This window comes from Pseudochrobactrum saccharolyticum (assembly GCF_008801715.1).
GTDB lineage: Bacteria > Pseudomonadota > Alphaproteobacteria > Rhizobiales > Rhizobiaceae > Pseudochrobactrum > Pseudochrobactrum saccharolyticum.
On the sequence record NZ_VZPG01000005.1, the window covers coordinates 235,592 to 258,110 of the forward strand.

19 protein-coding genes are annotated in these 22,519 nt (G+C 53.2%); 6 read left to right on the forward strand and 13 right to left on the reverse strand.

Features of this window, described 5'->3' with window-relative positions; translation table 11 throughout:
* Positions 1-22: 22 nt before the first annotated feature.
* The 13 genes from F7P81_RS15160 to F7P81_RS15220 all read right to left on the reverse strand — a co-directional run bounded on the left by F7P81_RS15160 (position 23) and on the right by F7P81_RS15220 (position 15,482).
* Positions 23-589, reverse strand: coding sequence for a YceI family protein (locus F7P81_RS15160; protein WP_022710570.1), 567 nt, complete (start codon positions 587-589; stop codon positions 23-25).
* 352 nt (positions 590-941) lie between these two features.
* Positions 942-1,532 carry a nucleotidyltransferase family protein gene (locus tag F7P81_RS15165; RefSeq protein WP_170265297.1) on the reverse strand — a complete coding sequence of 197 codons (591 nt, stop codon included), beginning with the start codon at positions 1,530-1,532 and terminating at the stop codon, positions 942-944.
* Positions 1,525-2,448: an XdhC family protein gene (locus F7P81_RS15170; RefSeq protein ID WP_151160155.1), complete on the reverse strand. Its 924-nt coding sequence runs from the start codon at positions 2,446-2,448 to the stop codon at positions 1,525-1,527. Before F7P81_RS15170 ends, F7P81_RS15165 begins: the two co-directional genes overlap by 8 nt.
* Positions 2,449-2,524: 76 nt before the next feature.
* Positions 2,525-3,787, reverse strand: coding sequence for a c-type cytochrome (locus F7P81_RS15175; protein ID WP_116088920.1), 1,263 nt, complete (start codon positions 3,785-3,787; stop codon positions 2,525-2,527).
* The gene (locus F7P81_RS15180; RefSeq protein ID WP_151160156.1) at positions 3,784-4,323 is read right to left on the reverse strand and encodes a (2Fe-2S)-binding protein; all 540 of its coding nucleotides are present in this window, start codon (positions 4,321-4,323) and stop codon (positions 3,784-3,786) included. The genes F7P81_RS15175 and F7P81_RS15180 overlap by 4 nt, the downstream gene beginning before the upstream one ends.
* On the reverse strand, positions 4,320-7,076 hold the full coding sequence (locus F7P81_RS15185; protein WP_151160157.1) for a xanthine dehydrogenase family protein molybdopterin-binding subunit: 2,757 nt from the start codon (positions 7,074-7,076) through the stop codon (positions 4,320-4,322). The genes F7P81_RS15180 and F7P81_RS15185 overlap by 4 nt, the downstream gene beginning before the upstream one ends.
* A gap of 503 nt (positions 7,077-7,579) precedes the next feature.
* Positions 7,580-7,903 (reverse strand): GNAT family N-acetyltransferase, encoded by a 324-nt coding sequence (locus F7P81_RS15190; RefSeq protein WP_022710576.1) that lies wholly within the window; start codon positions 7,901-7,903, stop codon positions 7,580-7,582.
* A 30-nt stretch (positions 7,904-7,933) separates the two neighbouring features.
* Positions 7,934-8,584, reverse strand: a complete 651-nt coding sequence (locus F7P81_RS15195) for an NADPH-dependent F420 reductase (RefSeq protein WP_151160158.1) — start codon at positions 8,582-8,584, stop codon at positions 7,934-7,936.
* A 121-nt stretch (positions 8,585-8,705) separates the two neighbouring features.
* On the reverse strand, positions 8,706-9,743 hold the full coding sequence (locus F7P81_RS15200) for an LLM class flavin-dependent oxidoreductase (protein ID WP_151160159.1): 1,038 nt from the start codon (positions 9,741-9,743) through the stop codon (positions 8,706-8,708).
* A gap of 75 nt (positions 9,744-9,818) precedes the next feature.
* Positions 9,819-10,493, reverse strand: a complete 675-nt coding sequence (locus tag F7P81_RS15205; protein WP_151160160.1) for an FMN reductase — start codon at positions 10,491-10,493, stop codon at positions 9,819-9,821.
* A gap of 63 nt (positions 10,494-10,556) precedes the next feature.
* Positions 10,557-11,684 (reverse strand): LLM class flavin-dependent oxidoreductase, encoded by a 1,128-nt coding sequence (locus tag F7P81_RS15210; RefSeq protein ID WP_151160161.1) that lies wholly within the window; start codon positions 11,682-11,684, stop codon positions 10,557-10,559.
* 114 nt (positions 11,685-11,798) lie between these two features.
* Positions 11,799-14,228 carry a PIG-L family deacetylase gene (locus tag F7P81_RS15215; protein ID WP_151160162.1) on the reverse strand — a complete coding sequence of 810 codons (2,430 nt, stop codon included), beginning with the start codon at positions 14,226-14,228 and terminating at the stop codon, positions 11,799-11,801.
* Positions 14,229-14,252: 24 nt separating this feature from the next.
* A complete protein-coding gene (locus tag F7P81_RS15220) occupies positions 14,253-15,482 on the reverse strand; it encodes an ROK family protein (protein WP_151160163.1) in 1,230 nt (409 codons plus the stop codon).
* Between the two features lie 306 nt (positions 15,483-15,788).
* On the opposite strand from F7P81_RS15220, the gene F7P81_RS15225 reads away from it, so the two are divergent.
* The 6 genes from F7P81_RS15225 to F7P81_RS15250 all read left to right on the forward strand — a co-directional run bounded on the left by F7P81_RS15225 (position 15,789) and on the right by F7P81_RS15250 (position 22,518).
* Positions 15,789-17,036: a sugar ABC transporter substrate-binding protein gene (locus F7P81_RS15225; protein ID WP_022710583.1), complete on the forward strand. Its 1,248-nt coding sequence runs from the start codon at positions 15,789-15,791 to the stop codon at positions 17,034-17,036.
* Positions 17,037-17,264: 228 nt separating this feature from the next.
* The gene (locus tag F7P81_RS15230) at positions 17,265-18,188 is read left to right on the forward strand and encodes a carbohydrate ABC transporter permease (RefSeq protein WP_022710584.1); all 924 of its coding nucleotides are present in this window, start codon (positions 17,265-17,267) and stop codon (positions 18,186-18,188) included.
* The gene (locus tag F7P81_RS15235) at positions 18,185-19,036 is read left to right on the forward strand and encodes a carbohydrate ABC transporter permease (RefSeq protein ID WP_022710585.1); all 852 of its coding nucleotides are present in this window, start codon (positions 18,185-18,187) and stop codon (positions 19,034-19,036) included. Before F7P81_RS15230 ends, F7P81_RS15235 begins: the two co-directional genes overlap by 4 nt.
* A gap of 10 nt (positions 19,037-19,046) precedes the next feature.
* On the forward strand, positions 19,047-20,561 hold the full coding sequence (argH, locus tag F7P81_RS15240; protein WP_151160164.1) for an argininosuccinate lyase: 1,515 nt from the start codon (positions 19,047-19,049) through the stop codon (positions 20,559-20,561).
* Positions 20,561-21,607 carry an ABC transporter ATP-binding protein gene (locus F7P81_RS15245; RefSeq protein WP_151160165.1) on the forward strand — a complete coding sequence of 349 codons (1,047 nt, stop codon included), beginning with the start codon at positions 20,561-20,563 and terminating at the stop codon, positions 21,605-21,607. The genes argH and F7P81_RS15245 overlap by 1 nt, the downstream gene beginning before the upstream one ends.
* Complete coding sequence (locus F7P81_RS15250; RefSeq protein WP_151160166.1) at positions 21,604-22,518, forward strand: carbohydrate kinase family protein; 915 nt, start codon at positions 21,604-21,606, stop codon at positions 22,516-22,518. The genes F7P81_RS15245 and F7P81_RS15250 overlap by 4 nt, the downstream gene beginning before the upstream one ends.
* The last annotated feature ends 1 nt before the right edge of the window (position 22,519 follow it).

The window sequence follows — 22,519 nt, forward strand, 5'->3', positions numbered from 1 at the left end:
CGGCTTCGCGCCGATTGACTGTTTACTGTTTGACAGCTTCTGCCTGAATTTTCAGAGTGACCATTTTCTCCATGCCTTCTTTGACAAGGAAATCCACGCCCCATTTGGTGCGGTCGATTGTGACTTCGAAGTCACCGCCACAAACTTCAGCATTCAACATCGGATTCTGGTAGCAATTGAACTTGGTCGCCTTGAGCTGCACAGGATGTGTCTGGCCTTTGATCGTCAGATTACCGTCAACAGAAACCAGCTTGTTATCAGCGACATTCCACTTGGTAGATGTAAAGTCGATTGTCGGATACTTCGCTGCATCAAGAAGATCAGCGCTTTTCATATGCGCATCGAAACCCTTGATACCTGTATTCAAAGTATCGACAGGAATAGACACTTTCACAGAACCGGTCTGCGTTTCCGGTGAATAGCTGATGTCCCCTTTAATACCGTAGAAGCCACCGGTATTGGTGGAGGTATTAAAGTGATCGATATAAAATACTGCCTTTGTATGATCGGGATCCAGCTTATAGTCAGCCGCCTGCGCAGCAGAAACGGTCAGCAAAGAAGCAAGAAGCGGCAATATAATTTTCTTCATTTTTGTTATTCCTGTTTTAGGCATTCGAAAATTAGTACAGCAAATGCGATCTTCAACCGGCGTGTGGCACAAAACAGAATGAGCCACTCTGCTTTGTTATCATCCGGTTCAAACCTGCATTTCGACATGCACTGTTTTCTGTGGTGGAGAGCTAGGGAATGAACTGAAAACCAGTTCCGCTCGTATGGCTAAACAATAAGCCTCTGGCGCGCTGCTGAGTAGAGCGGATTTTAATAAGCACTGTTCTAAAAACAGGACAATTATTCAGTACAGACTAATAAGGACAGGAATTCGACCTGTACGGATGATAAAAAAGCGCCAGAATGCGCTTTCTATAGGGGTAAAAGAGCTGTCAGAGCGACGCCTGTAAAATCTGCCGGATCTGCTCGAAATCCGTCATCGTATCAATATCGGCAAAGGCCGGTGCAGCCATTTCTGCAAATTCTGCCTGAGGTAAAAGACTGCGCGCTCCACCCTCACCTGCAAGCGGCAAATTTCTCAAATGCTCTGTCATGCACAAAGCCGGAGGGCCGCTATAATCACCGGATGAAGATGCAATCACCGGCGCTGTGCTGTGCGCAGCCAAATGCAATAAATGCTCAATATGAGAGTGCGGCACCAGCGGCATATCCGCAAGACAAATCAGCACACGTGGCTGCGCCTGAATTTCCGCCAGACCGCGATGCAGGGACCCAAGCATGCCTGCCTCAACATCTTCTGTCAGCGCCAGCGTAAAGCCTGCATCCGCATAGGCATTCGTCCACGGTGCAAAGCTGCGGCAGGTTACAATCCGTTTACCCCATGAAAACCCGTTAAGCACCTGCAATATGTGATGCGCCACAGGCTTGGTGCCGAGCATGGCATTCAATTTATCGCCATCCGTATAGCGCGAACCTGCCCCTGCACCCAGCACCAGAACAGCAACCGAAGACGCATCAACCATGACGCACATCCTTGGCTTGTTCTGTCTTACGCGCCATGATCTCTGCCAAAACCGATACAGCCAATGAACGTGCATCACGCACGGGACCAAACAGCCCAATTGGCGCGGACAACCGCGCAATCTGCTCTTGCGAAAAACCGTCTTTCAACAATTGCGTGCGCCGCACTTCATGAGTGCGCCTACTGCCGAGACAGCCGATATAAATAGCACGGCTGTTCAGCGCTTGTTTCAGCAGCGGCAGCTCTTTATCAAGATCATGCTGGAGAAACACCACGGCCGTCGCATCATCTGGATCCGCAGGCAGTGTATCGCGCACAGCCTCGATATTCAGTGCTGTCGCAGCCTGGTAAAGCACTTCACTTTCCAGCCCCTGCCCCAGCAGCACAAGGCGCAATGCAGGCGGCAGAGCAACAGCGAACCGGCCTTCATGCCAGCCGGTGTTGTGCGATATTTCGGAACAGGTCAAAGTCTGGTGCTGAGGGTGATAGAGCAATGCTGCGCTCTGTCGGCGCGCATGATAGCCCAGCACCGCATCCAGTGCCTGCGTATCCCGCAGCATATGGATAGCCAGCACAATCCCGCCACCGCAGGGCAGCACCACATCAAAATAGGAAGACCCTTTGCCGAGCCGCAATATTCTGTCCTGCTGCTCTGCCAGCGCTTGCACAGCCTCGCGTGCAACGACACCTTCAACACAGCCACCGGAGACCATGCCGCAATAACCGCCAGTCGCAGCAACCGCCATCATCGCACCGGCAGCACGGGAAGACCCGCCGATAATTTCCGTCAGCATAACCAGCGCGCAAGGCTGCCCCTGCTGCACAGTTTCATGCGCAAAACGCAGCACATCAATCGTCTGATCTGTATGAAATAAGCGATGCACATCGACTTTACCGGGTACGATACCATCGTCCATAGCAATGATGCCCTATAAAAATTATGTCTCAAAAACAGACCGGCGGATTTGCACCCGCCGGTTTAAACAAGCTGATTTAGTGGCTTGCTTTTTCTATGTCCTGCACGGTGATATTGGCAGGTTGGCCGCCCCATTCAGCGCGCATATAATTGACGAGATCAGCAATTTGCTGCTTTGTCAGCGCATCTTTGAAGCCCGGCATCGCCTGCATCACTTCACCATTGCCAAGGCGCTGCTCGGCAATACCATCCACAATCACATGGATCAGATTGCTCGGATCAGCCAGCATCGCACTGGTATTGGTGGTCATTGCCGGTGCAATATGCGGCTTGCCTTCACCATCCACACCATGACAACCGGCGCAGACAGCCATATAGGCATCACGACCGCTCTGACGCAGTGCAGCATCAATCGCAACCGGTGTCTGTTCAGGTGCTGCCGGAAGCTTGTCGCCGGTCAGATAGGTCTGAATAGCAGCAATATCTTCATCCGTCATATATTGGGATGAGTGCAGCAATACCGGATACATTTCCAGTGTCATCGTGCCCTGTGGCGACATACCGGTCTTGAGGAATTTACGCAGATCCTCAGTCGTCCAGCCACGGGCAGCAAGCGCTTCAGGCTTCAGGCTCGGGCCTGTAATTTTGCCCAGCACACTGCCTTCATAGGCTGATGCCAGTTTCAGACCGCCGATCGCATTACGCGGCGTATGACATTCCTGACAATGACCGAGAACATCGGTCAGATAAGCTCCATTGGCCTGTTCCGGTGTAGCATTGGCAGGCATTTGCAGCTTCGGATTGACCAGATTCCAGTAAGACAATGCCCAGCGCTGATTAAACGGGAAAGACAGGCCCAGTTCCGGATTGGCGCGTTTTACCGGCTGCTGATCCATCAGATAGGCATAGATCGCATCGGAATCTTCCGGACGGATTGTGTGATAGGACACATAAGGCATCGCCGGATAAACCCGTTTGCCGTCTGCCCGTACACCATCCACCACCGCATGATAGAAATCAGCCGATGTATAATTGCCGATACCGGTTTCTTTATCCGGCGTAATATTGGTGCCGTAAATCACGCCGAAAGGCGTTTCAATCGGATGACCGCCGGCATAAGGCGCACCGTCCGGCGACTGGTGACAGGCCGCACAATCAGCAACAGCGGCAAGATATTTACCGCGCTTGATCAGCTTGGCTTTATCTTCACCGGAAACAGCCAGACGCTGCTCGGCCGCCTTATCATCATAGGCAGATTTTGCCGGCCAGAACGGTACGGAGGCCGCAACCACACCGCCGACAACACCAAGCCCGAGAATCCATTTGATTACTGGTTTCATTTAACAAGCCCCGGCGTGTTCATGACAACATCATGCACCGCACTGTAATAACGGACATAGCCGGTGCAGCGGCAGATATGATCATTGAGGGAATCTTCGATGACCTGCTTCACTTCTTCTTTTGCCACAGGCTCTTTCTGCAAACGCTCCACCAGAACAGTAGCAGCATTCACAAAGCCCGGTGCGCAATAGGAGCACTGGAAGGAGAAATGATCGAGGAAAGCTTCCTGAATGGCAGAAAGCTTCAGCTGACCGTCTTCGCCCTTGGTCGCGTGACCTTCAACTGTGCGGATAGAACGGCCGTTGAAATAATGGGCACCGGTAATGCATGTGCGCATTTCACGGCTGGTACCATCCGGCTCATCCACAATCACGGTACAGGCGCGGCACAGTCCCTGTCCGCAGCCAAAACGGCTGCCGGTCAGGTCTGCATATTCATGCAGGAAATCCACCATCGACAATTCTTCAGGAACCGTCATCGGCCCTACCTGCTGGCCGTTGATGTTCAGCTTGATTTCGCGTGTCGGGATACTCATGACAATGCCTCTTTAATCTTTTCTTCCGTCAGCGGGAGTTCGCGCAGATATTTGCCAACGGCATGCGCAACCGCATTGGCGACCGCAGGAATGGTTGGAATCTGCACCACTTCTGCAATGCCTTTCGGATGATCTTCCTGTTCTGTAACCGGCAGAATATTTGCCGTCTGGTTCCAGACCGCCACATCTTTACCGCGTGGTAGACGATAGCGGTTGAAGTTCCAGTCACCGCTGCCGGGCCCCTCTTCATAGAGCGGCATGCCTTCATAAAGCGCATGACCGACCGACATGCCGATACCGCCCTGCAACTGGCCGGATACGAATTCCGGTACCAGCACACGGCCGCAATCCATGGAGGAATGATGCGACAGGATTTTCACTTCGCCGGTACCGCGGTTAACACTGACTTCAATCAGTGCCGATGCCGGTGCAAAACGTGACCAGCTGGCATTATCCACCTGCGGGTCCATGTAATGCACATTGCGGCGCTCAATACGCTGCCACTGATCGGAACCCGTCTGAATTGCCAGACCATCAATCGGACGGCGGCTGGTTTCACCGAGAATGTCATAATCGGCTTCACCCCAGCCCCAGCGGTCAAAGGCGTGAACCATCGCGCCGGTAATGCCTTTCAGCTCATAGGCTTTGGCGGCAAGTTCTGCCAGCGTCAGCGCACGGCCATCGGCAAGCGTGAATTTCTCATCTTTCCAGGAGGCAGCGGCTGCCTCTTCCAGCGTGACATTCCACAATGCCGCTGCAGCAGGCAAAATACCGCGCTCATAAATGAGACGCCCTGCTTCATGGGTACCATGGGTGAAGTAGAATGCACTATTGGTTGCGCTCGATGCCGAAGCCATTGCCGGTGTCCAGCGCGGATCCGGTGACATCTCATCCTGATGGGCTTTATCCATCACAAACGGATTGAGTGTGGCAAACATTTCCAGCGGCGCCCAGTCAAGAGCAGCGCTTTCAATCTCATCGGCCGGTTTTCCCAACCAGCGCGAGCACATCAGTGCCTGCGTGCTGACTGCACCAGTGCCGATTTCCACGGCAATATGATGCAGACGGATTTTACCTTCCGGTGTCAGAACAATCGAGGCTGCCACAGCTTCGTTCGAGTTACCGAAGCCCTTTTTGGCAATCGCATAGCCAACACCATATTTCAGCGCAGGGTTTTCTGCTTCAAACTCGGCTTTGCGCTTGGCGCGGTTTGCCCAGACCGGATGCGCACGATCAGCTTCGATCATTTCACGCATACGGCACAGGCTCAGCGGGAATGCACCGGCAGAGCTACGTTCGCCGTCCTGCAACGCATTGATCAGACGCAGCTCCATCACGTCCGCGCCCAGCTCTTCAGCCAGTTCTTCGATCAGCATTTCTGTGCCGAACTGTGCTTCCAGCGAGCCGAAACCACGCACAGAACCGGACATCGGCGCACGGGATGAATGGGCAATGGCGGCAATATCGTTTTTAGGGAAGTAATAAATTCCCTGCGCCGCACCGGCAGCAACCTGCGTGACCGGTGTGGTATAGTTCTGGCGGCCGCCGCCATCCAGTTCCAGATCAGCTGCAAGAGCCTGCATTTTCAGTGTCTTGCGGTTGATGCCCAGACGATATTTCATGCGCAGCGGGTGACGCTTGATCGCTGTCTGGAAATGTTCTTCACGATCCAGCGCCAGACGTACCGGACGGCCTTCAGCAAAGAGCGCAGCAACAATACCGTAATAAGGGAACGGGCTGTGTTCCTTGGTACCGTAACCAACCGTATAGGCCGGATGGCCTTTCAGTTCGCGCACATCAAAGGTGCTTTTCTTGAGCATGGCAGCGGTGCCGGTCATCACTTCATGCGGGCTCTGGCTCGCCATAACAATTTCAAGCTTGCCGGATTTAGCATCATACCAGCAATTGCAATTGTCCGGCTCAAGCGCTGCCGCATCAATGAACGGTGAATAATATTCACGCTCGATCACATGCCAGTCTTCAGGCGGCGTGTTCAGCTCTGCACGGATACCTTCGGCATAGGCCATACCGCGTCCCATTGCATCGCCGGATGCATCAGCTTTCGGCCAGTTGACATCATTCTTGTCATAAGTGGCAAAAACATAGCCGTCATCGACCGGATTAAACAGGTCTTTCTCGGCCTTAGCGCCGCCTTCGCCCTCAACACGGACAAAGCGGAAATTGGCCAGCGGGCCCTGCTCAACAGGCGCGGTTGTTTCACCATAGCGGATGATCTCATCACGCTTGGTTTTATAAATGCGCTTGGCAACAGAGAAACGGGCAAAATCACGATAAATCAGGATTGCCAGCGGGTGACCGAGAAACAGCGGTACCTCGCCTTTAGGCGACAGCATTTTCTGGCCGTAAGTATAAGGATCGTAGAAATCCAGACCGGCTTTAACCGTGTCTTCGGCGGTTACCAGATAATCCGGCTGCAGATCTTCACCCAGCAAAGACAGATCAAGATCAAGAAACGGTGCATCGGCACGGGTCGACCAGACCACGAAAGCATGCGCCTGTTCTTTCGGCCAGCCAGTCATATCCTTGGCGCGGATATCACGGGCAAAAACCTTGGAACCTGTCACCTTTGCCACGCCGTCAACACGACGCTTGAGCTGGGTTGTGCCTTGCGGGAGCGGTAAGTCCAGAATCTGCTTTTCAAACAATGCAGCGCGGGCTGCACGGATCGGAAGAATAGTGACCGCAATTCCGGACGCTGTAAACTTGAGAAAGTCCCTGCGTGTCGGTGTCATATGAATTACTCCCAGCGTTACTTACAATATTACAAAACAATCTTTGTCCGAACCGGCTCCTCCGACGAAGAAACGGTGAATTCAGATCTGAATTTTACTGAAACTACTCAACATTACGTAGTATTAAATATCCGGAATTAGAGCGCAGACAGATTAAATCAATGCCTGCATATTTATCCGTCCGGATATAGATTTGGTGTATTTATGCCTTACTCAATCATCATTCTTCAAACGAAATTACCATCGACGAGAATGAGTGAAATCTGCGCAAACCCGACCAATATTCAGCTAATATAATAGGGCTAACACATTTTAGAACAGTTTCAAGATCACGAAAACGAGAATATTTAACAGCTTGATTTTAAAGCAGTTTTCCATAAAAAATAGCCTTATATTCCTACGAATATAAGGCTATTTTTGACAATCGAATCTAAAAATCACGAACAATCAGGTATTTTGGACGTCAAAACAATTATACTTGAGTAAAACTATCCAGTATTATTTTAAAGTGACGGCTCTTCACCTGGTGCCAGCGTCATAACATCCGCCCAATCGGGATGGCGGCGATATTGCGCCCGCACATAAGGGCAAAGCGGCAGAATGCGAAAACCATTTTTACGTGCATCTTCAACCATATAGGTCACAAGTGCGGCAGCCGCACCGGTACCGCGCATGGAATCCGGCCCGCCGGTATGATCCGCACTGATAACGCCGTTCGCGCGGCGGGTAAAAGTAATCTCGGTTTCGCCTTCAACACCGTCAACACGCGCCACATAGCGCCCGTGGCGTGTGTCTGTGTCTTCCTTGCTCATTCGAATATCAGTCATTCAACCCTCTCCTTTTGAACTTGTGGTCTGTCAGCTTGCCTGTTTCAGAGTAAGTGCTTCCAGCATATCCGCACGGGTAAACGGCGCACCGAAAACCGGTGTACCCGTATCAAACATCCGGCTTTCAATCAGAAGCCCCGCATCCACCGGATCAAACCCAATCCGGTCGATAAATCCGGCAACCTGCCTGCGGGCCTCCGCATCATTACCGGCAATGGCCAGCGCACGGCGTTGCGGGTCACCGCTTGGTCGGGCTTCCTCATCAATCTCATGATAGCCCATATGGTTGAAACTGCGTACCAACCGCGACTGCGGCAGGAATTTCTGGATCACTTCGCTACTGGAAGTTCCTGTTTCAAATTCGGCAAGAGTTCCGTCTGTCGGTGCCCAGTAATTCATTGCATCAATAACGATTTTGCCCGCCAGCAGTTCCGGCTGCAGTTGACGATATTTGGACAAAGGCAGCGCAAGTATGACGATATCACTTCCTGCAATCGCGTCCTGTGCAGTTGCGGCAACAGCACCCGGCACCATGATTTCGAGCAACAGCGCAATCTCTGCCGGTGATTTGGATGTCGCAATCTTCACCGCATAACCCGCCGCAATCGCGCGACGGGCTATAGCGGTGCCGACACGGCCGGCACCCAGAATACCAATTGTTTTCACTTCGGTGATTTGCATATCAGCAATCTCCTGTTACTTGAAAGCGTATCCCGAAAAGTGGGAACCGGTTTTCGGATAAGATACGCGCAGAAACAAACGGATGGAGTATTTCCAACAATTCGGCTTAAACCGAAAATACTCAATCCAAGCCAAGCTCCGCATCAACCAGAGGCTTCACTTTGGTTCCCAGCAATTCAATCGAACGCAGAAAGTCTTTATGCGGCATCTGCCCCACATCCATCTGGAAAAACTGGCGCATATGCCCGAGCTGTTTCTGCAAGGTGATAATACGTTCTGCAATTTCTTCCGGTTCACCGGCAAAAATCGCGCCACCGCCGCTGGCTTCACTGTCATAATGCGAGCGTGGCGGTGGTGCAAAACCACGGATTTTGCCCAGCTGTTCCATCACCGCATGCCAGTGCGTCCAGAAAAAATCCTTGGCTTGTTTGGCATTCTCGCCAACAAAACCCGGTACTGCGACCGAGACTTTCAGCTGTTCCGGAGCAATCTCAGCCTGCGCACCTGCACGGCGGTACAACTCGGCCAAAGGTGCAAAACGCGCAGCTTGTCCGCCAATAATCGCATAGGAAATCGGCAGTCCGAGAATACCGGCACGCACCGATGAATGCGGATTACCACCGGTTGCCAGCCAGATCGGCAGCGAGCCGCTTTCAGGACGCGGCACAACCAGCGCCTCATTCAAAGCCGGACGGAATTTACCCTGCCATGTCACGCTTTCGCTCTCATTGATCTTCAACAGCAGATCAAGCTTTTCCGCATAAAGCTCGTCATAATCATTCAGACTATGACCGAAAAGCGGGAAAGACTCCGTCGAAGAACCGCGACCGGCTGTGATTTCTGCACGACCGTTTGATACCGCATCCAGCGTTGCAAATTGCTGATAAACGCGTACCGGATCATCGGTGCTCAGCACGGTTACCGCACTGCCCAGCTTAATGTTTTTGGTTGTGGCTGCCGCAGCACCAAGTATAACCGTTGCCGCAGAGGCTGGCATTTCCCGTGTATGGTGTTCACCAATACCGAAATAATCCAAGCCCACTTCATCGGCCAGCTGAATGGCTTCCAGAAGGTTGCGTGTTGCATCTGCCGTTGAGCCCAGCTCACCGGTCTGTGCATTTTTCTGTACATCGCCGAAACTATAAACGCCAAGTTCCATAATACTGGCTCCTTTCAGTGCGGCATCTCAATGCCCGCACTTTGAATTCTCTAAATATGTGTCGCTGTCTGTTTATCAACCGGCTGTGCCGGTGCGCCCTTTGAGCAATTGCGCAAATGGCGTGACCGTCTGGCTGAGCTGCACACCGGAATCCCGCTTGCGCTGATCGCCAATATTCGGGACAAAACCACCGACACCGCTCTTTTCCGCTACAACCAGCGCTGCAAATTCACTGGCTGCACGTTGCACGCGCGAAGACAGATCATGTCCGGCTTCACCGCTGCCAAAATCTTCTGTCGCAGCGAAAACACCAGTCGGCACGACTGTCGCCCGCAGGTAAGAAAATAACGGCCGCAAAGCATGATCCAGCACCAGCGAATGGCGTGCGGTTCCCGCTGTTGCCGCAATAATCACCGGCATATTGTTCAGTGCATTGGTATCCAGAGCATCAAACAGCATTTTAAACAGCCCGCTATAGCTGGCGGTGAAAACCGGCGTGACCGCGATCAGCCCGTCAGCCGCAGAGATTTTCTCTTTAACCTCAGAGAGATGCGGCGTCGGAATGCCACCGGTCGCCATAGTCGTGGCCAAATCCATAGCCAGTTCACGCAGCTCGATGACCTCGATCTGCGCCTCTTCACCACGCGCACCGATTTGCGCGGCTGTTGCCTGTGCAATCTGATCTGCCAGCATACGGGTTGATGATGGCTGTGACAGACCTGCACTCAATACAAGAATACGACGTGTCATAATTATCTCCGTTCATTGGCAGGGAAGGAGCAGAGATATCCCTGCCCCTCAATCAAACCTGCCTCAGGCTGGCTGTTCTGCGCTTTCAACCGGAATGACCTTACGGTGTTTACCATCCGGCCCTTGTGCACGCAGGCTTGCATGACTTGGCGGATCGCTCGGAATATGCGCCGGACGCCGTGCTTCAAATTCTTTACGTAATACCGGCACCACTTCCGTGCCCAACAGCTCAATCTGTTCAAGCACCATCTCTTCCGGCAGACCAGCATGATCGACAAGGAACAACTGACGCTGATAATGACCGGCATAATCAGCAAAACTCAGTGTTTTCTCGATCACCTGCTCCGGCGAACCGACAGTCAGCGGGGTCATTTCCATAAAATCTTCCATGGATGGTCCGTGACCATAAACCGGCGCATTATTGAAATAAGGCCGGAAATCACGAATGGCATCCTGACTGTTTTTGCGCATGAAAATATGCCCGCCAAGACCGACAATCGCCTGATCCGCACTGCCATGACCGTAATGTTCAAAGCGTGAGCGATACAGATCAATCATCTGCTGGGTATGTTCCTTGTTCCAGAAGATGTGGTTTGCAAAGAAACCATCCCCGTAGAACGCAGCCTGTTCAGCGATTTCCGTACTGCGGATTGAGCCGTGCCAGACAAATGGCGGCGTATCATCCAGCGGTGCCGGAGCCAGCGTAAAGCCGCGCAAAGGCGTGCGGAACTGACCCTGCCAATCCACTGTTTTCTCACGCCACAATCGACGCAGCAGATGATAATTCTCAATCGCCAGCGGAATACCCTCACGGATATCCTTACCGAACCACGGATAAACCGGCCCTGTATTGCCGCGCCCCATCATCAGATCAACACGACCATCGGCCAGATGCTGCAGGATCGAAAAATCCTCGGCAATCTTCACCGGATCATTGGTAGTGATCAGCGTTGTCGAGGTCGTCAGCTGAATCTTGCTGGTTTTAGCCGCAATCCAGCCGAGCATGGTCGTCGGTGAAGACGGCACAAATGGCGGATTATGATGTTCGCCGGTAGCAAAAACGTCGAGACCGACTTCTTCCGCCTTCAGCGCATATTTCATCATCGACATCAGCCGCTGATGTTCGCTCGGGGTTTTGCCGGTTGTCGGATCAGTTGTTACGTCACCGACGGTAAAAATTCCAAACTGCATGAGTACACCTGTCCGTTTGTTCCTGTGTCAGGAATAAGCACCAAAGTGCGTTGTTGACAGAAACATAATCAGTTCAGATTTTTGCAGTAGTCAGTAGAATTGCACTAGACTGTCCTAAATATCAGACAAACTCTCATCATCAGCGCCACTCACCAGATTGGCCATCAGACGGAATGCCCCCGCAACCAGCCTGTCCATCTGGTGATGCAGCACAAGACTGGTATGCGTATGCCGCCCTTTGCCAATCCGTGCAGACAGAAGCGCACCGGTTAACGGCTGCTCATTAGCATCATGCATCGACAATAACGGCTGATAGGCCTCATCCCAATGAGAGGCGAAATACAGCCCGCGCTCTTTATTCCAGCCCTGCCAGTCCTGATCTATAATCCGGTTCGGCCAGTTGAGTAATTTATGCTCCGGTTCCAGAACGGTGACAGTCGCTGCGGGATCAGTCACCCGCCAGCGCAGTGAGGGCGAGCCGATTTTCAATGGACGCACCGGTGTTGTCTGCGGGTTCCAGCCATCGGTCGGACGATGATAAAGCGTCAGCAAATGACCGCCATTTTCAACATAGTTATGAAGGTGCACGATTGCCTCAGCTAGATCGCGCCGCAGACCGAAGGCAAAAATACCGACAACGATACACGTAAACTGCTGCAAATCACCGGCCAGATGTTTTGGCTCCAGTTCCGTTACATCAAGCCCCATACGGCTCAGCCACAGACCAACACGATCAGCACCACCACCGATATAGCCGATCTTTGCGCCCTGTGGCAGTTTCAGATCCAGCACCAGCACATTCAATAATTCCGGCTCGCGATACATCACCTGCCCGATATGCGGATAGGCAATTGGCGTCTGCCGCACTGCATCACGACCGGCAATTTGTGCTTGTAAGCGGAACAGTCCGGCTTCCCGTTTTTCCGGCGCGTGAAGTATCGTGCTATCGGCACTCTGTACAACCGTCCAGCCACCATTGCTGATAAAACGCACAGGCTGCGGATCACCACTGACAGTTACACTCACCGGCCATTGTATTTGCGTAGCCTGATCGAGCGGAACAATCACCGCTTCCGGCTCAACCCGCACAGACTGGGCAGGCACCAGCGCAAACTGTTCAGCAAGATCGAAACTCGCTTTGGCCTGATAGTCCGGGAACTGTGCCGTCACACACACATAGAATTCGCCATTACCACCAAGCGCAGACCAGACCGGCCGATAAAGCGGACTGAAAGCCGTCTCTGCTCCGGCCTTTATATCAAAGGACTGAGTGGTCGCGGTTGTCTCATGCACATAAGCCGCACAATGTTCCGGCAAAACCGGTTCAACCTGCGCCTGATACTGCGCATGACCAGCACCAAACCGCACCTGCAACAAAGCTTCACCGGCAGGTGACATCACCGGCGGGTTCAGCTCCGCACTGTCAAAAATCGCTGCAGCTTCAATCAGCGCAGCATCAATCTCGGTCTTCTTGCGTAAAAGACGATGCTCATGCGCGAGCAGAAAATCTTCCGGTGCATCGGCGCGGATAGTATCAATATTGCGCGCAGCCGATACCAGAGAAGCGATGATTGTATCACGGTCAGGGAACGCGGCAATGGCACTATCAATCGCTTTTTGCGCAGCTTGCAATGCTTGGGCGACAACTTCAGACATCTCCGCATGAGCTGCTAAGGCCGTCAGATCAGCTGGCAGATTATCCAGAACGGAAACCTCCGCACCGGTCTTCTCTGCCAGCAGCAGATGCAGTGGCCATTGCGTTTTTGGCTCTTCCGGCCAATGCCCCATACCCTGAGAAGCATGATAATAACGCGACCATTCCCCAATGCGGTCATAATCCGCACCCGTTGCCGGTTCGCGCTTGTCAGCATGGACAATCACAGTCGCTTCAGGTGGCGGCACTTCATCATCATAAGTATCACCCCCGCCAGACCATGCAGGCAGATAATATTTCGCAACCTGCCAAGGCTTCAGACCTTGTACAAAATGCTCAGGAAAAGCCTGATCGTCAGCAGCCAGCGCAATAGCTCGTTCCGCCGCGCGGGTCATCGCACGATGATGACCATGCTGCCCCGGCACATCAAGAAATGTCGGAATTACAATATCCGGCCGCTCACTCCGATAGGCACGCACAAGACGCTCGACAATACGCTCCTCACCCCAGCGGTCAAATGTCCGGTCACCATCTTTGGAAAAGCCAAAGTCATGCACTGCATCATCAGGCCCGTGACCAAGCCAGACAATATCGCAATCCAGTATCCGCGCTGCTTCTTCCATTTCACGGGAGCGCATCAGCCCCAATGCACCGCCGCGTTCCGGCCCCAGTGCATTCTGTCCGCCCTCACCCCTTGTGGAACAACTGATAATCACCCGCATACCCGCACCAAAACGGAAATAAGCCAGTAACCCGCTTTGCTCGTCATCAGGATGTGCGCCGGTATTCATCACTGTGACGACCGAGCGCAACCGGCTTAATGCATGATGCAGGCGCATAAGAGCCGGTGCCGATTTTTGTCGTTCAATATGTTGGCGGTCAGTCAGCACCGGATGCCTCCTCACAAGAATGAATTACAAGTCAGCGAGCGTATCCAGTTTCGGTGTCATCGCTTCAAACAAAGGCAGAGCTGCGGCACCCAATGCCGCCGTAAATTGTCCGGTATGCCCGCGCAGCACACGCGGCAAAGCACGGCTGCGGCGGCTGGCAACGGAAATCGGCAACTGCCCCATCCGTGCAATCAATCCATCGATAATCGCATCGGGTAACATACCGCCCAGCACTACCGTTTCCGGATCGAGAATATTTTCGATCATGGCAATCATCGGCGCCAGATAAAGTGCGGCCTCATCCATCCATTCCATCAGCACCGGATGAGCGCTGTCATGCAATTTCTGCAGATCATCAAAATCTGTTTCTGTCACGCCCGCCAAAGCCAGTTTTTCCCGCAGGACATACAGTGAGGCGTAGCGCTCCAGACAACCGGACTGACCACAGGGGCAGGCTCGCCCTTTTGGTGCCACCACAATATGTCCGATTTCACCGGCATTGCCGAAAGCGCCGCGAAACGGCACACCGTCCTGAATCATGCCAAGACCGACACCGGCGCCGAAATAGATCATCGCAAAAGAGGAAATGGCATGTCCCGCACCAAACAGGCGCTCTCCCACCGCTGCCGCATTCGCGTCATTCTCGATGGTAACCGGCTCACCGCAAGCCTGACCTAAAATGGCTGCCGCATCCACATCTGACCAGCCGGGCAAAGTGGTCGGCCCGACAGAAGTCATGCCTTCAATATCAAACGGCCCCGGCATCACCACCCCGACACCCAGCAACGGTGCGGAAAACTCCGCTTTCACAGTATCAACCTGTATACGCAACAAGCCAGAAAGCGCGTCAGGGCTGGTATCATGCACGGGTGTAATATGGCGGGAACGGGGTTGCCCTGTCAGATCAAGCACCGTCGTCACCATGTGATCGGATGCCATTTCAACACCCATCGTTACAGCGCCGTCAGGATTGACTGCGAATTGTTTAGGCGGCTGACCGCGGCCGGATTTGAGCCTTCCGGTCTCCATCAACAGATTTTCACAGACCAGTTCATCGACAATATTGGCAATTGCCTGAGCCGTCAGATGCGTCAAACGCGCAATATGCATCCGCCCTAAGGAGCCGTGCTGACGCACAATATCCAGCACCACCCGACGATTGTGATCGCGGATTCGCTCGGGGTTTTTACCCAAAGTAATCAGCTGTGTGCCTGATTCTATGCCCGATTGTGTACCTGCCGGCTGTGCGCCCATGCTGCTCCGTCCTGCCCGTCTCAAAAAATGATAAGCGAGAGCCTTCATAACCGCAATAGATTAACTCAAGTAAATTATCTTATTGACAAAAGCCTGTAAAATAGTGACCGTAGAGGGCAGCTCTGCGGAGGAAAACGCATCTGAAGGGGCAAAGCTGCCAACCGGTCTTTGACGAGATGCAATTTCCGAACACTGATCGCTGACGCATGTCACCCCAAAACGGGCTGCCGTTTCGGAAACAACATGCACAAAACTGTATTTTTGCCTGATACCGGCAACAGCCGGAGGTCATAAGGGGAGGTTCACATGCGTAAACTATTATTTGCGGGATTGCTCGCAGGCTTCAGCACAATGGCGCTCAATGCAGCGCAGGCTGTTGAAATTGAATATTGGCAATATGTCTTTGAATCGCGCGTTAAAGCGATGGACAAGCTGATCGAGAATTTCGAAAAAGCCAATCCGGACATCAAGGTCAAGCACACCACCTTCCCTTATGATGATTATCAGACCCGCGTGATTGCAGCCAAAATGGCTGGCAACAGCCCTGATGTCATGCAGCTTTTCTATGGCTGGCTCGATAAATTCGTAGCAGGCGGCATTTTGCAGCCGCTGCCAACCGATACATTCCCGCATGATAAGATCGAAAGCGATTTCTTCCCGATCACCAGTGCGATGAAGCGCGGCGAAGACTATTATGGTCTGCCGACTGCCGTGCGCTCACTGGCGCTGTTCTACAACAAGAAACTGTTTGAAGAAGCCGGTCTGGATCCGAAAAACCCGCCGAAAACACTGGATGAACTGGTTGCAGCGGCTGAAAAGACAGCCAAGCGCGATGCAAACGGCAATCTGACCACTGCCGGTATCACTCTGGATATGGCCGGACAGGATCACCATTGGTGGCGTGAAGTGCTGATCCGCCAGTATGGCGGCGCACCTTACACCGATAATGACCGCAAAGTTACCTATGATTCCGAAGCCGGTGAAAAGGCTCTGAAATTCTACACCGACCTGCAGACAGAGAAAAAAGTCGGCGAGTTGAAATTCATGGATGAAGGTCAGGCTGCGTTCCGTGCAGGCATGGCTGCCATGACTGTTGACGGTACTTTCCGCCTCGGCGCATTCCGCACCATCAAGGATTTTGAATGGGGCGTTACCGAACTGCCAGCCAATGCTGAAGGTGTGCGTTCCAACTATGCCAGCTATTTTGCAAATGGTATCGGTGCCAATGCAAAAGGCGAAAAACTGGAAGCTGCCAAGAAATTCCTGAACTACATCTCCTCGCCGGAAGCGATGGAAATCTGGCTCAAGGAAGTTGGTGAACTACCTGCACGTCGTGCGGTTGCCCAGACTGAAGCCAATCTGGCAGACCCGATCTACGGCCCGTTCCTCAGAGGTCTGGACTATGCGCACACCACCATGTTTGTGGATGAAGCAGCCCAGCGTCAGACCGCTATGGATATGGTGAACCGTGTGGTTCTGGAAAAACAGCCTGTGAAAGAGTCGCTGGCTGAAGCTGCAAAAGCAGAACAGACCATCATCGATGATGCGCAGTAATCTCTGAAAAGACGGTGTGCCGCTGTCATCAATCGGCGGCACACCGGAATATCGTTTCATCATCTTCAGACTGCATGAAACTGCGGATGAGTTCCGGCTCTCCGCCAGAATATTTCCGGTATGTGCTGAACCTCCGGCTATATTCCCCAAATTTGTTTGACGCATAGTCCCGCAAAACCGCATCGCATTTTGCCGGATATGCTTCCGTACCATAAGGTATTTTGAACCATGACTGTGACGGCTGCCCGCTCCGGTGATACTTTCTGGAACCGCCTGCCCATGCGCACAAGGCGGCTCATCTGGGTGTGGAGCTTTCTCGCCCTGCCTATTCTGTTTTACACGGTCATCCGGTTTTATCCCACGGTTGAAGCCTTCTGGCTGTCGCTGACCAACTGGGATCTGATGAAACCGCCGAAATTTATCGGCCTTGCGAATTATGAAAAGCTGTTCGCTGATCCGCAATTCTGGAAAGTGTTCAAAAATACATTCACTTACTTGCTTATCGGCACGCCGGTCAGCCTGTTTCTGGCTTTTGTGATCGCTTATTATCTTGATCGCGTGCGCTTCATGCACGGGCTGATCCGTGGCCTTTATTTCCTGCCGTTTCTCACCACTGCCGCGGCAATGGGCTGGGTCTGGCGCTGGTTCTATCAGCCGGCTCCGATCGGCGTGATCAATAATATGCTCAATACCATCGGCCTGCCCCAGCAGACATTTTTGCGGTCTGTCGATCAGGCGCTCTATTCCATTATGGCAACATCCATCTGGGCAGGCCTCGGTTTTCAGATCATCATTTTCATGGCGGGTCTGCGCGCTATTCCCAACACCTATTACGAAGCTGCCCGCATTGACGGCCTGGGTGAATGGGCAATCCTGCGCAAAATCACCATTCCGCTGCTGAAACCGACAACCGTGTTTCTGGTCGTCTTCTCGTCCATCGGTTTCCTGCGCATTTTCGATCAGGTCTATAATATGACCACCTATGATCCGGGCGGTCCGCTTGGCTCCACCAAGCCACTGGTGCTGATGATCTATCAAACCGCCTTCTCGTCTTACGCCATGGGCTATGCCGCTGCGCAGACAGTCGTGCTGTTCTCCATTCTGCTGGTTGTCTCGCTGTTGCAGCTGTGGATCTTGAGGGAAAAGAAATGACCGCTGAAACCAAAACACCGGCACTCCCGTTTGCAAATATCCGGCCAGGCCGCGTCCTCACATGGACACTGCTGTTTATCGGCGGCATCATCATGGTCACGCCACTGGCCTATATGTTCTCCACCTCGTTCAAAACCGCCAGTCAGGTCTATGATCTGCGTCTGATACCGGCTGAACCGACAGTACAGAACTATGTCACCATTCTGGCAGACGGCCGCTTCCTGCGCTGGTTCTTCAACTCGATGTTCGTCGCGGTTGTCGTCACATTATCCAATGTGTTTTTCGACAGTCTTGTCGGCTACACATTGGCAAAATTCCAGTTCCGTGGCCGCCACTTCATCTTCCTCGCCATTCTGTCAACGCTGATGATCCCGACCGAAATGCTGGTGATCCCGTGGTATCTGATGTCCAGCAAACTCGGCTGGCTCGACAGCTATTGGGGCATCATGTTCCCGGGCATGATGACGGCTTTTGGTACCTTCCTGATGAAGCAGTTCTTTGAAGGCGTGCCGAATGACTTCCTCGAAGCTGCGCGTGTGGATGGTCTGAACGAATTCCAGATCTGGTGGAAAGTGGCCATGCCGCTGGTCACACCGGCACTGTCGGCTCTGGCAATCTTCACCTTCCTCGGTAACTGGACAGCCTTCTTCTGGCCGCTGATCGTCACGACCAGCAAGGAACTCTACACATTGCCTGTCGGGCTTTCGAGTTTCGCGGTCGAGCAATCGATCCAGTGGGAAATGATTATGACCGGCGCCGCTATCGCCACCCTGCCAACCCTGCTCGTGTTCCTGTTGCTGCAGCGCTATATCGTGCGCGGCGTCATGCTGGCCGGCCTGAAGGGATAAGGATACTATAATGTCTGTAAACGATCCGCGCCTTGCCGATAAAAGCGTTTTCCCTGATCCGGTCTACAAGGAGACCGTGCTGAAACCGCTTTTTGACGGCGCTAAAACCCATCATGTCGAAAGTTTCCGCCGTATTGACCGCGCCCATCTGGTCATGCTGACGGAAACCGGCATTCTCGACGAAAAACAGGCATCGGCAATTGCCGGTGCGCTGGAACAGATCGACCGTGATATTGATCCGGCATCCCTCACCTATACCGGTGAAGTTGAGGACTTCTTCTTCCTGATTGAAAAAGAACTGAAGTCCCGTCTCGGTGCGGATATTGCCGGTCGCCTGCACACTGCACGTTCACGTAATGATATCGACCACACGCTGTTCAAACTCGGCCTCAAAGAACATATTGATGTTCTGCTGGCCAAGTCCCGTCATCTGCTTAATGCGATGATTGAAACTGCAAACCGCGAGCAGGCAACGCTGATTGTGGCCTATACGCATGGTCAACCTGCACAGCCTTCAACCTTCGGCCATTATCTGTCCGCAGCGATTGAAGTGCTGATCCGCGATATGCAGCGTTTTGCAACAGCGCGTGAAATCGTCAACCTGTCACCTATGGGCGCGGCAGCCATCACCACCTCAGGTTTTCCCATCGACCGCGCACGCGTGGCTGACCTGTTGGGCTTTGCCGCGCCTTTACGCAATTCTTACAGCTGTATTGCCGCTTCGGATTACATCACCTCAACCTATTCCGCGATTGAGCTGATGTTTATCCATCTCGGCCGTCTCATTCAGGACTTCCAGTTCTGGACGAGCTTCGAGGTTGGCCAGATCTATGTGCCGAATGCTTTTGTGCAAATCTCTTCAATCATGCCGCAGAAGCGCAATCCGGTACCGATTGAGCATATGCGGCATCTGGCAAGCCAGACTATGGGTCGCGCCCGCACTGTGCTGGATGTGATCCATAATACGCCTTTCACCGATATGAATGACAGTGAAGGCGAAACACAACAGATGGGCTATGAAGCCTTTGCTTCTGCTGGTCGCGTTCTCGATCTGCTGGCAGCCTTTGTGCAGGCCATCCGTATTGATCCGGCACGTGTTGCCGACAATATCCGCCGTTCCTGCATCACTATTACCGAACTGGCTGATTCACTGGTGCGTATTGAAGGTCTGTCCTTCCGTCAGGCGCATGAGATTGCAGCAACCGTAGCCAAAGCCGTTGTTGTCAAAGGTGGTGGGCTGGCACAAGACGGCTATGAGCCGTTTCTGGAAGCCTTCAAACATGCAGCAGGCAGAGAACCGTCTTTCGACCGCACAAAGTTTGAAGAACTGGTTTCGCCGGAGCATTTCATCGCCGTGCGTGACCGTTTCGGCGGCCCTGCCCCTGAGCCGATGGCACAGGCACTGACAGCATACCGCGATCAGGCCAGAGCTTTTGCAAGCCTTGCAGACACACAAGCCGCAGACGAGGCCAAAGCCGCACGCGAGCTCAATGATAAATTTCAGGCCTTGGTGGAGAAACGCTGATGGCAACGATCGAACTGAACAAGCTGGTTAAACGCTATGGCAAGGTTGAGGCCGTGCGCGGCATTGACCTGCAAATTGCCGACGGCGAATTTGTGGTTTTCGTCGGGCCTTCCGGCTGCGGCAAATCCACGACGCTACGCATGATTGCCGGTCTGGAAGACATTTCCGGCGGCGCGCTGAAAATCGGCGATGAAGTCGTCAATGAACGTGACCCGAAACAGCGCAATATTGCTATGGTGTTCCAGAATTATGCGATCTATCCGCATATGACTGTGCGCCAGAATATCGGCTTCGGTCTCTATACCTCCAAAATCTCCAATGCGGATAAGAATGCCCGTATTGAAGAAACTGCAAAAATTCTCGGACTTGAGCCATATCTGGATCGCCGCCCTGCTGCGCTCTCCGGTGGCCAACGTCAGCGCGTTGCCATTGGCCGTGCGATGGTGCGCAATCCGTCTGCCTTCCTGTTTGATGAGCCTCTGTCCAATCTGGATGCGCAGCTTCGCGCCCAGATGCGTATTGAGATCAAGCGTCTGCACCAGCGTCTCAAGACCACAACCGTTTATGTGACCCACGATCAGGTCGAGGCCATGACTATGGCTGACCGTATTGTGGTAATGCGCGACGGAAATATTCTGCAGACCGGCACACCGACCGAGCTTTATGAAAATCCGGTTGATGTATTCACCGCCCGCTTTATCGGCAGCCCGTCGATGAACCTGATCTCAGGCCATAAAAACGGCAAAAGCGTAGAATTCGCAACGGACGGCGATGTTCTGGTCGGCATCCGTCCGCATGATCTGGTGGTTGTCACCGGCGATGACGCCTCCGCACCGGCAGGCATTGAACTGACCGGCACCGTCACTGCGGCTGAACCGCTGGGGCCTGAAACACTGGTGCATATTGATGTACAGGGCACCGCAGTAATCGCTACTGCATCGGGCAAATTCATTCCGGCCACCGGCAGCACGCTGACTGCACGCGCAGCCAGTGGCAGTCTCTATCTGTTTGACAAGGCGACAGAGAAAAGTCTGGGACGTCTATGAGTTTGAAAGACAATCAGCATCCGGCCGTTCTCAGCATCGGGCGGATTTACTGCGATCTGATTTTTACCGGTCTGGCAGCTTTGCCGGAACCGGGACGTGAAGTCTTTGCCGATAATCTGAAAATGGCAGCCGGTGGCGGTGCCTATATCACCGCCGCGCATCTGGCGCATACCGGCCGCACAACCGCGCTTGTGGCGCGGCTCGGTCTGGATGCTCTGTCTGCCGGTCTGGCACCGGAGCTGGAAGCCGCAGGCATTGATCTGCAATTTCTGGAGCGCTCGGCAGATGCCGGCCCTCAGGTGACTGTTGCCAGCGTCATCGGCAATGACCGTGCTTTCCTGTCGCGGCGTGCAGGCACTGCACTGCCTGCAACATTGGATGCCGCGCTCACCTGGCCACAGGCTGGTCATTTGCATATTGCGGAATATGCAACGCTGCATGAGATTCCTGATCTTGTGCGCCGTGCCAAGGCACACGGCCTCACAGTCTCGCTCGATCCAAGCTGGGATGAGACCCTGATCTATGATCCGGCTCTGCTTACGGCTTGCGCAGGTATTGATATCTTCCTGCCGAATAAAGAAGAAGCACTAGCGATTACGGGTTTTGAAGATCCGCAAGACGCTCTCGATAAACTCGCGGAAACCTTTCCCGTTGTTGTGCTGAAAGGCGGTGCGGAAGGTGCATGGCTGCGCTCACATGAGCATAATCTCCATGCAAAAGCTGAAAATGTGCCGGTTATTGATACCACCGGTGCCGGTGATGCCTTCAATGCCGGTTTCATCAATGCATGGCTTTCCGGCGCAGATGCGCAAACGGCACTCAATGCCGGTATCCAGTCCGGCAGTCTGGCTGTGCAGGCTGCAGGCGGCACAGCTTTCTTACAAAAACAGGAGATCAGTCCGGCGGACTGAT

Bases quoted from the DNA above. Each gene is read 5' to 3' on its own strand.
- F7P81_RS15245 (WP_151160165.1), top strand. From the start codon at position 20,561: ATGGCAACGATCGAACTGAACAAGCTGGTTAAACGCTATGGCAAGGTT.
- F7P81_RS15195 (WP_151160158.1), bottom strand. From the start codon at position 8,584: ATGCAAATCACCGAAGTGAAAACAATTGGTATTCTGGGTGCCGGCCGT.
- F7P81_RS15185 (WP_151160157.1), bottom strand. From the start codon at position 7,076: ATGACACCGACACGCAGGGACTTTCTCAAGTTTACAGCGTCCGGAATT.
- F7P81_RS15230 (WP_022710584.1), top strand. From the start codon at position 17,265: ATGACTGTGACGGCTGCCCGCTCCGGTGATACTTTCTGGAACCGCCTG.
- F7P81_RS15180 (WP_151160156.1), bottom strand. From the start codon at position 4,323: ATGAGTATCCCGACACGCGAAATCAAGCTGAACATCAACGGCCAGCAG.
- F7P81_RS15200 (WP_151160159.1), bottom strand. From the start codon at position 9,743: ATGGAACTTGGCGTTTATAGTTTCGGCGATGTACAGAAAAATGCACAG.
- F7P81_RS15250 (WP_151160166.1), top strand. From the start codon at position 21,604: ATGAGTTTGAAAGACAATCAGCATCCGGCCGTTCTCAGCATCGGGCGG.
- F7P81_RS15160 (WP_022710570.1), bottom strand. From the start codon at position 589: ATGAAGAAAATTATATTGCCGCTTCTTGCTTCTTTGCTGACCGTTTCT.
- F7P81_RS15175 (WP_116088920.1), bottom strand. From the start codon at position 3,787: ATGAAACCAGTAATCAAATGGATTCTCGGGCTTGGTGTTGTCGGCGGT.
- F7P81_RS15205 (WP_151160160.1), bottom strand. From the start codon at position 10,493: ATGACACGTCGTATTCTTGTATTGAGTGCAGGTCTGTCACAGCCATCA.
- F7P81_RS15165 (WP_170265297.1), bottom strand. From the start codon at position 1,532: ATGGTTGATGCGTCTTCGGTTGCTGTTCTGGTGCTGGGTGCAGGGGCA.
- F7P81_RS15190 (WP_022710576.1), bottom strand. From the start codon at position 7,903: ATGACTGATATTCGAATGAGCAAGGAAGACACAGACACACGCCACGGG.
- F7P81_RS15170 (WP_151160155.1), bottom strand. From the start codon at position 2,448: ATGGACGATGGTATCGTACCCGGTAAAGTCGATGTGCATCGCTTATTT.
- argH (WP_151160164.1), top strand. From the start codon at position 19,047: ATGTCTGTAAACGATCCGCGCCTTGCCGATAAAAGCGTTTTCCCTGAT.
- F7P81_RS15210 (WP_151160161.1), bottom strand. From the start codon at position 11,684: ATGCAGTTTGGAATTTTTACCGTCGGTGACGTAACAACTGATCCGACA.
- F7P81_RS15235 (WP_022710585.1), top strand. From the start codon at position 18,185: ATGACCGCTGAAACCAAAACACCGGCACTCCCGTTTGCAAATATCCGG.
- F7P81_RS15220 (WP_151160163.1), bottom strand. From the start codon at position 15,482: ATGGGCGCACAGCCGGCAGGTACACAATCGGGCATAGAATCAGGCACA.
- F7P81_RS15225 (WP_022710583.1), top strand. From the start codon at position 15,789: ATGCGTAAACTATTATTTGCGGGATTGCTCGCAGGCTTCAGCACAATG.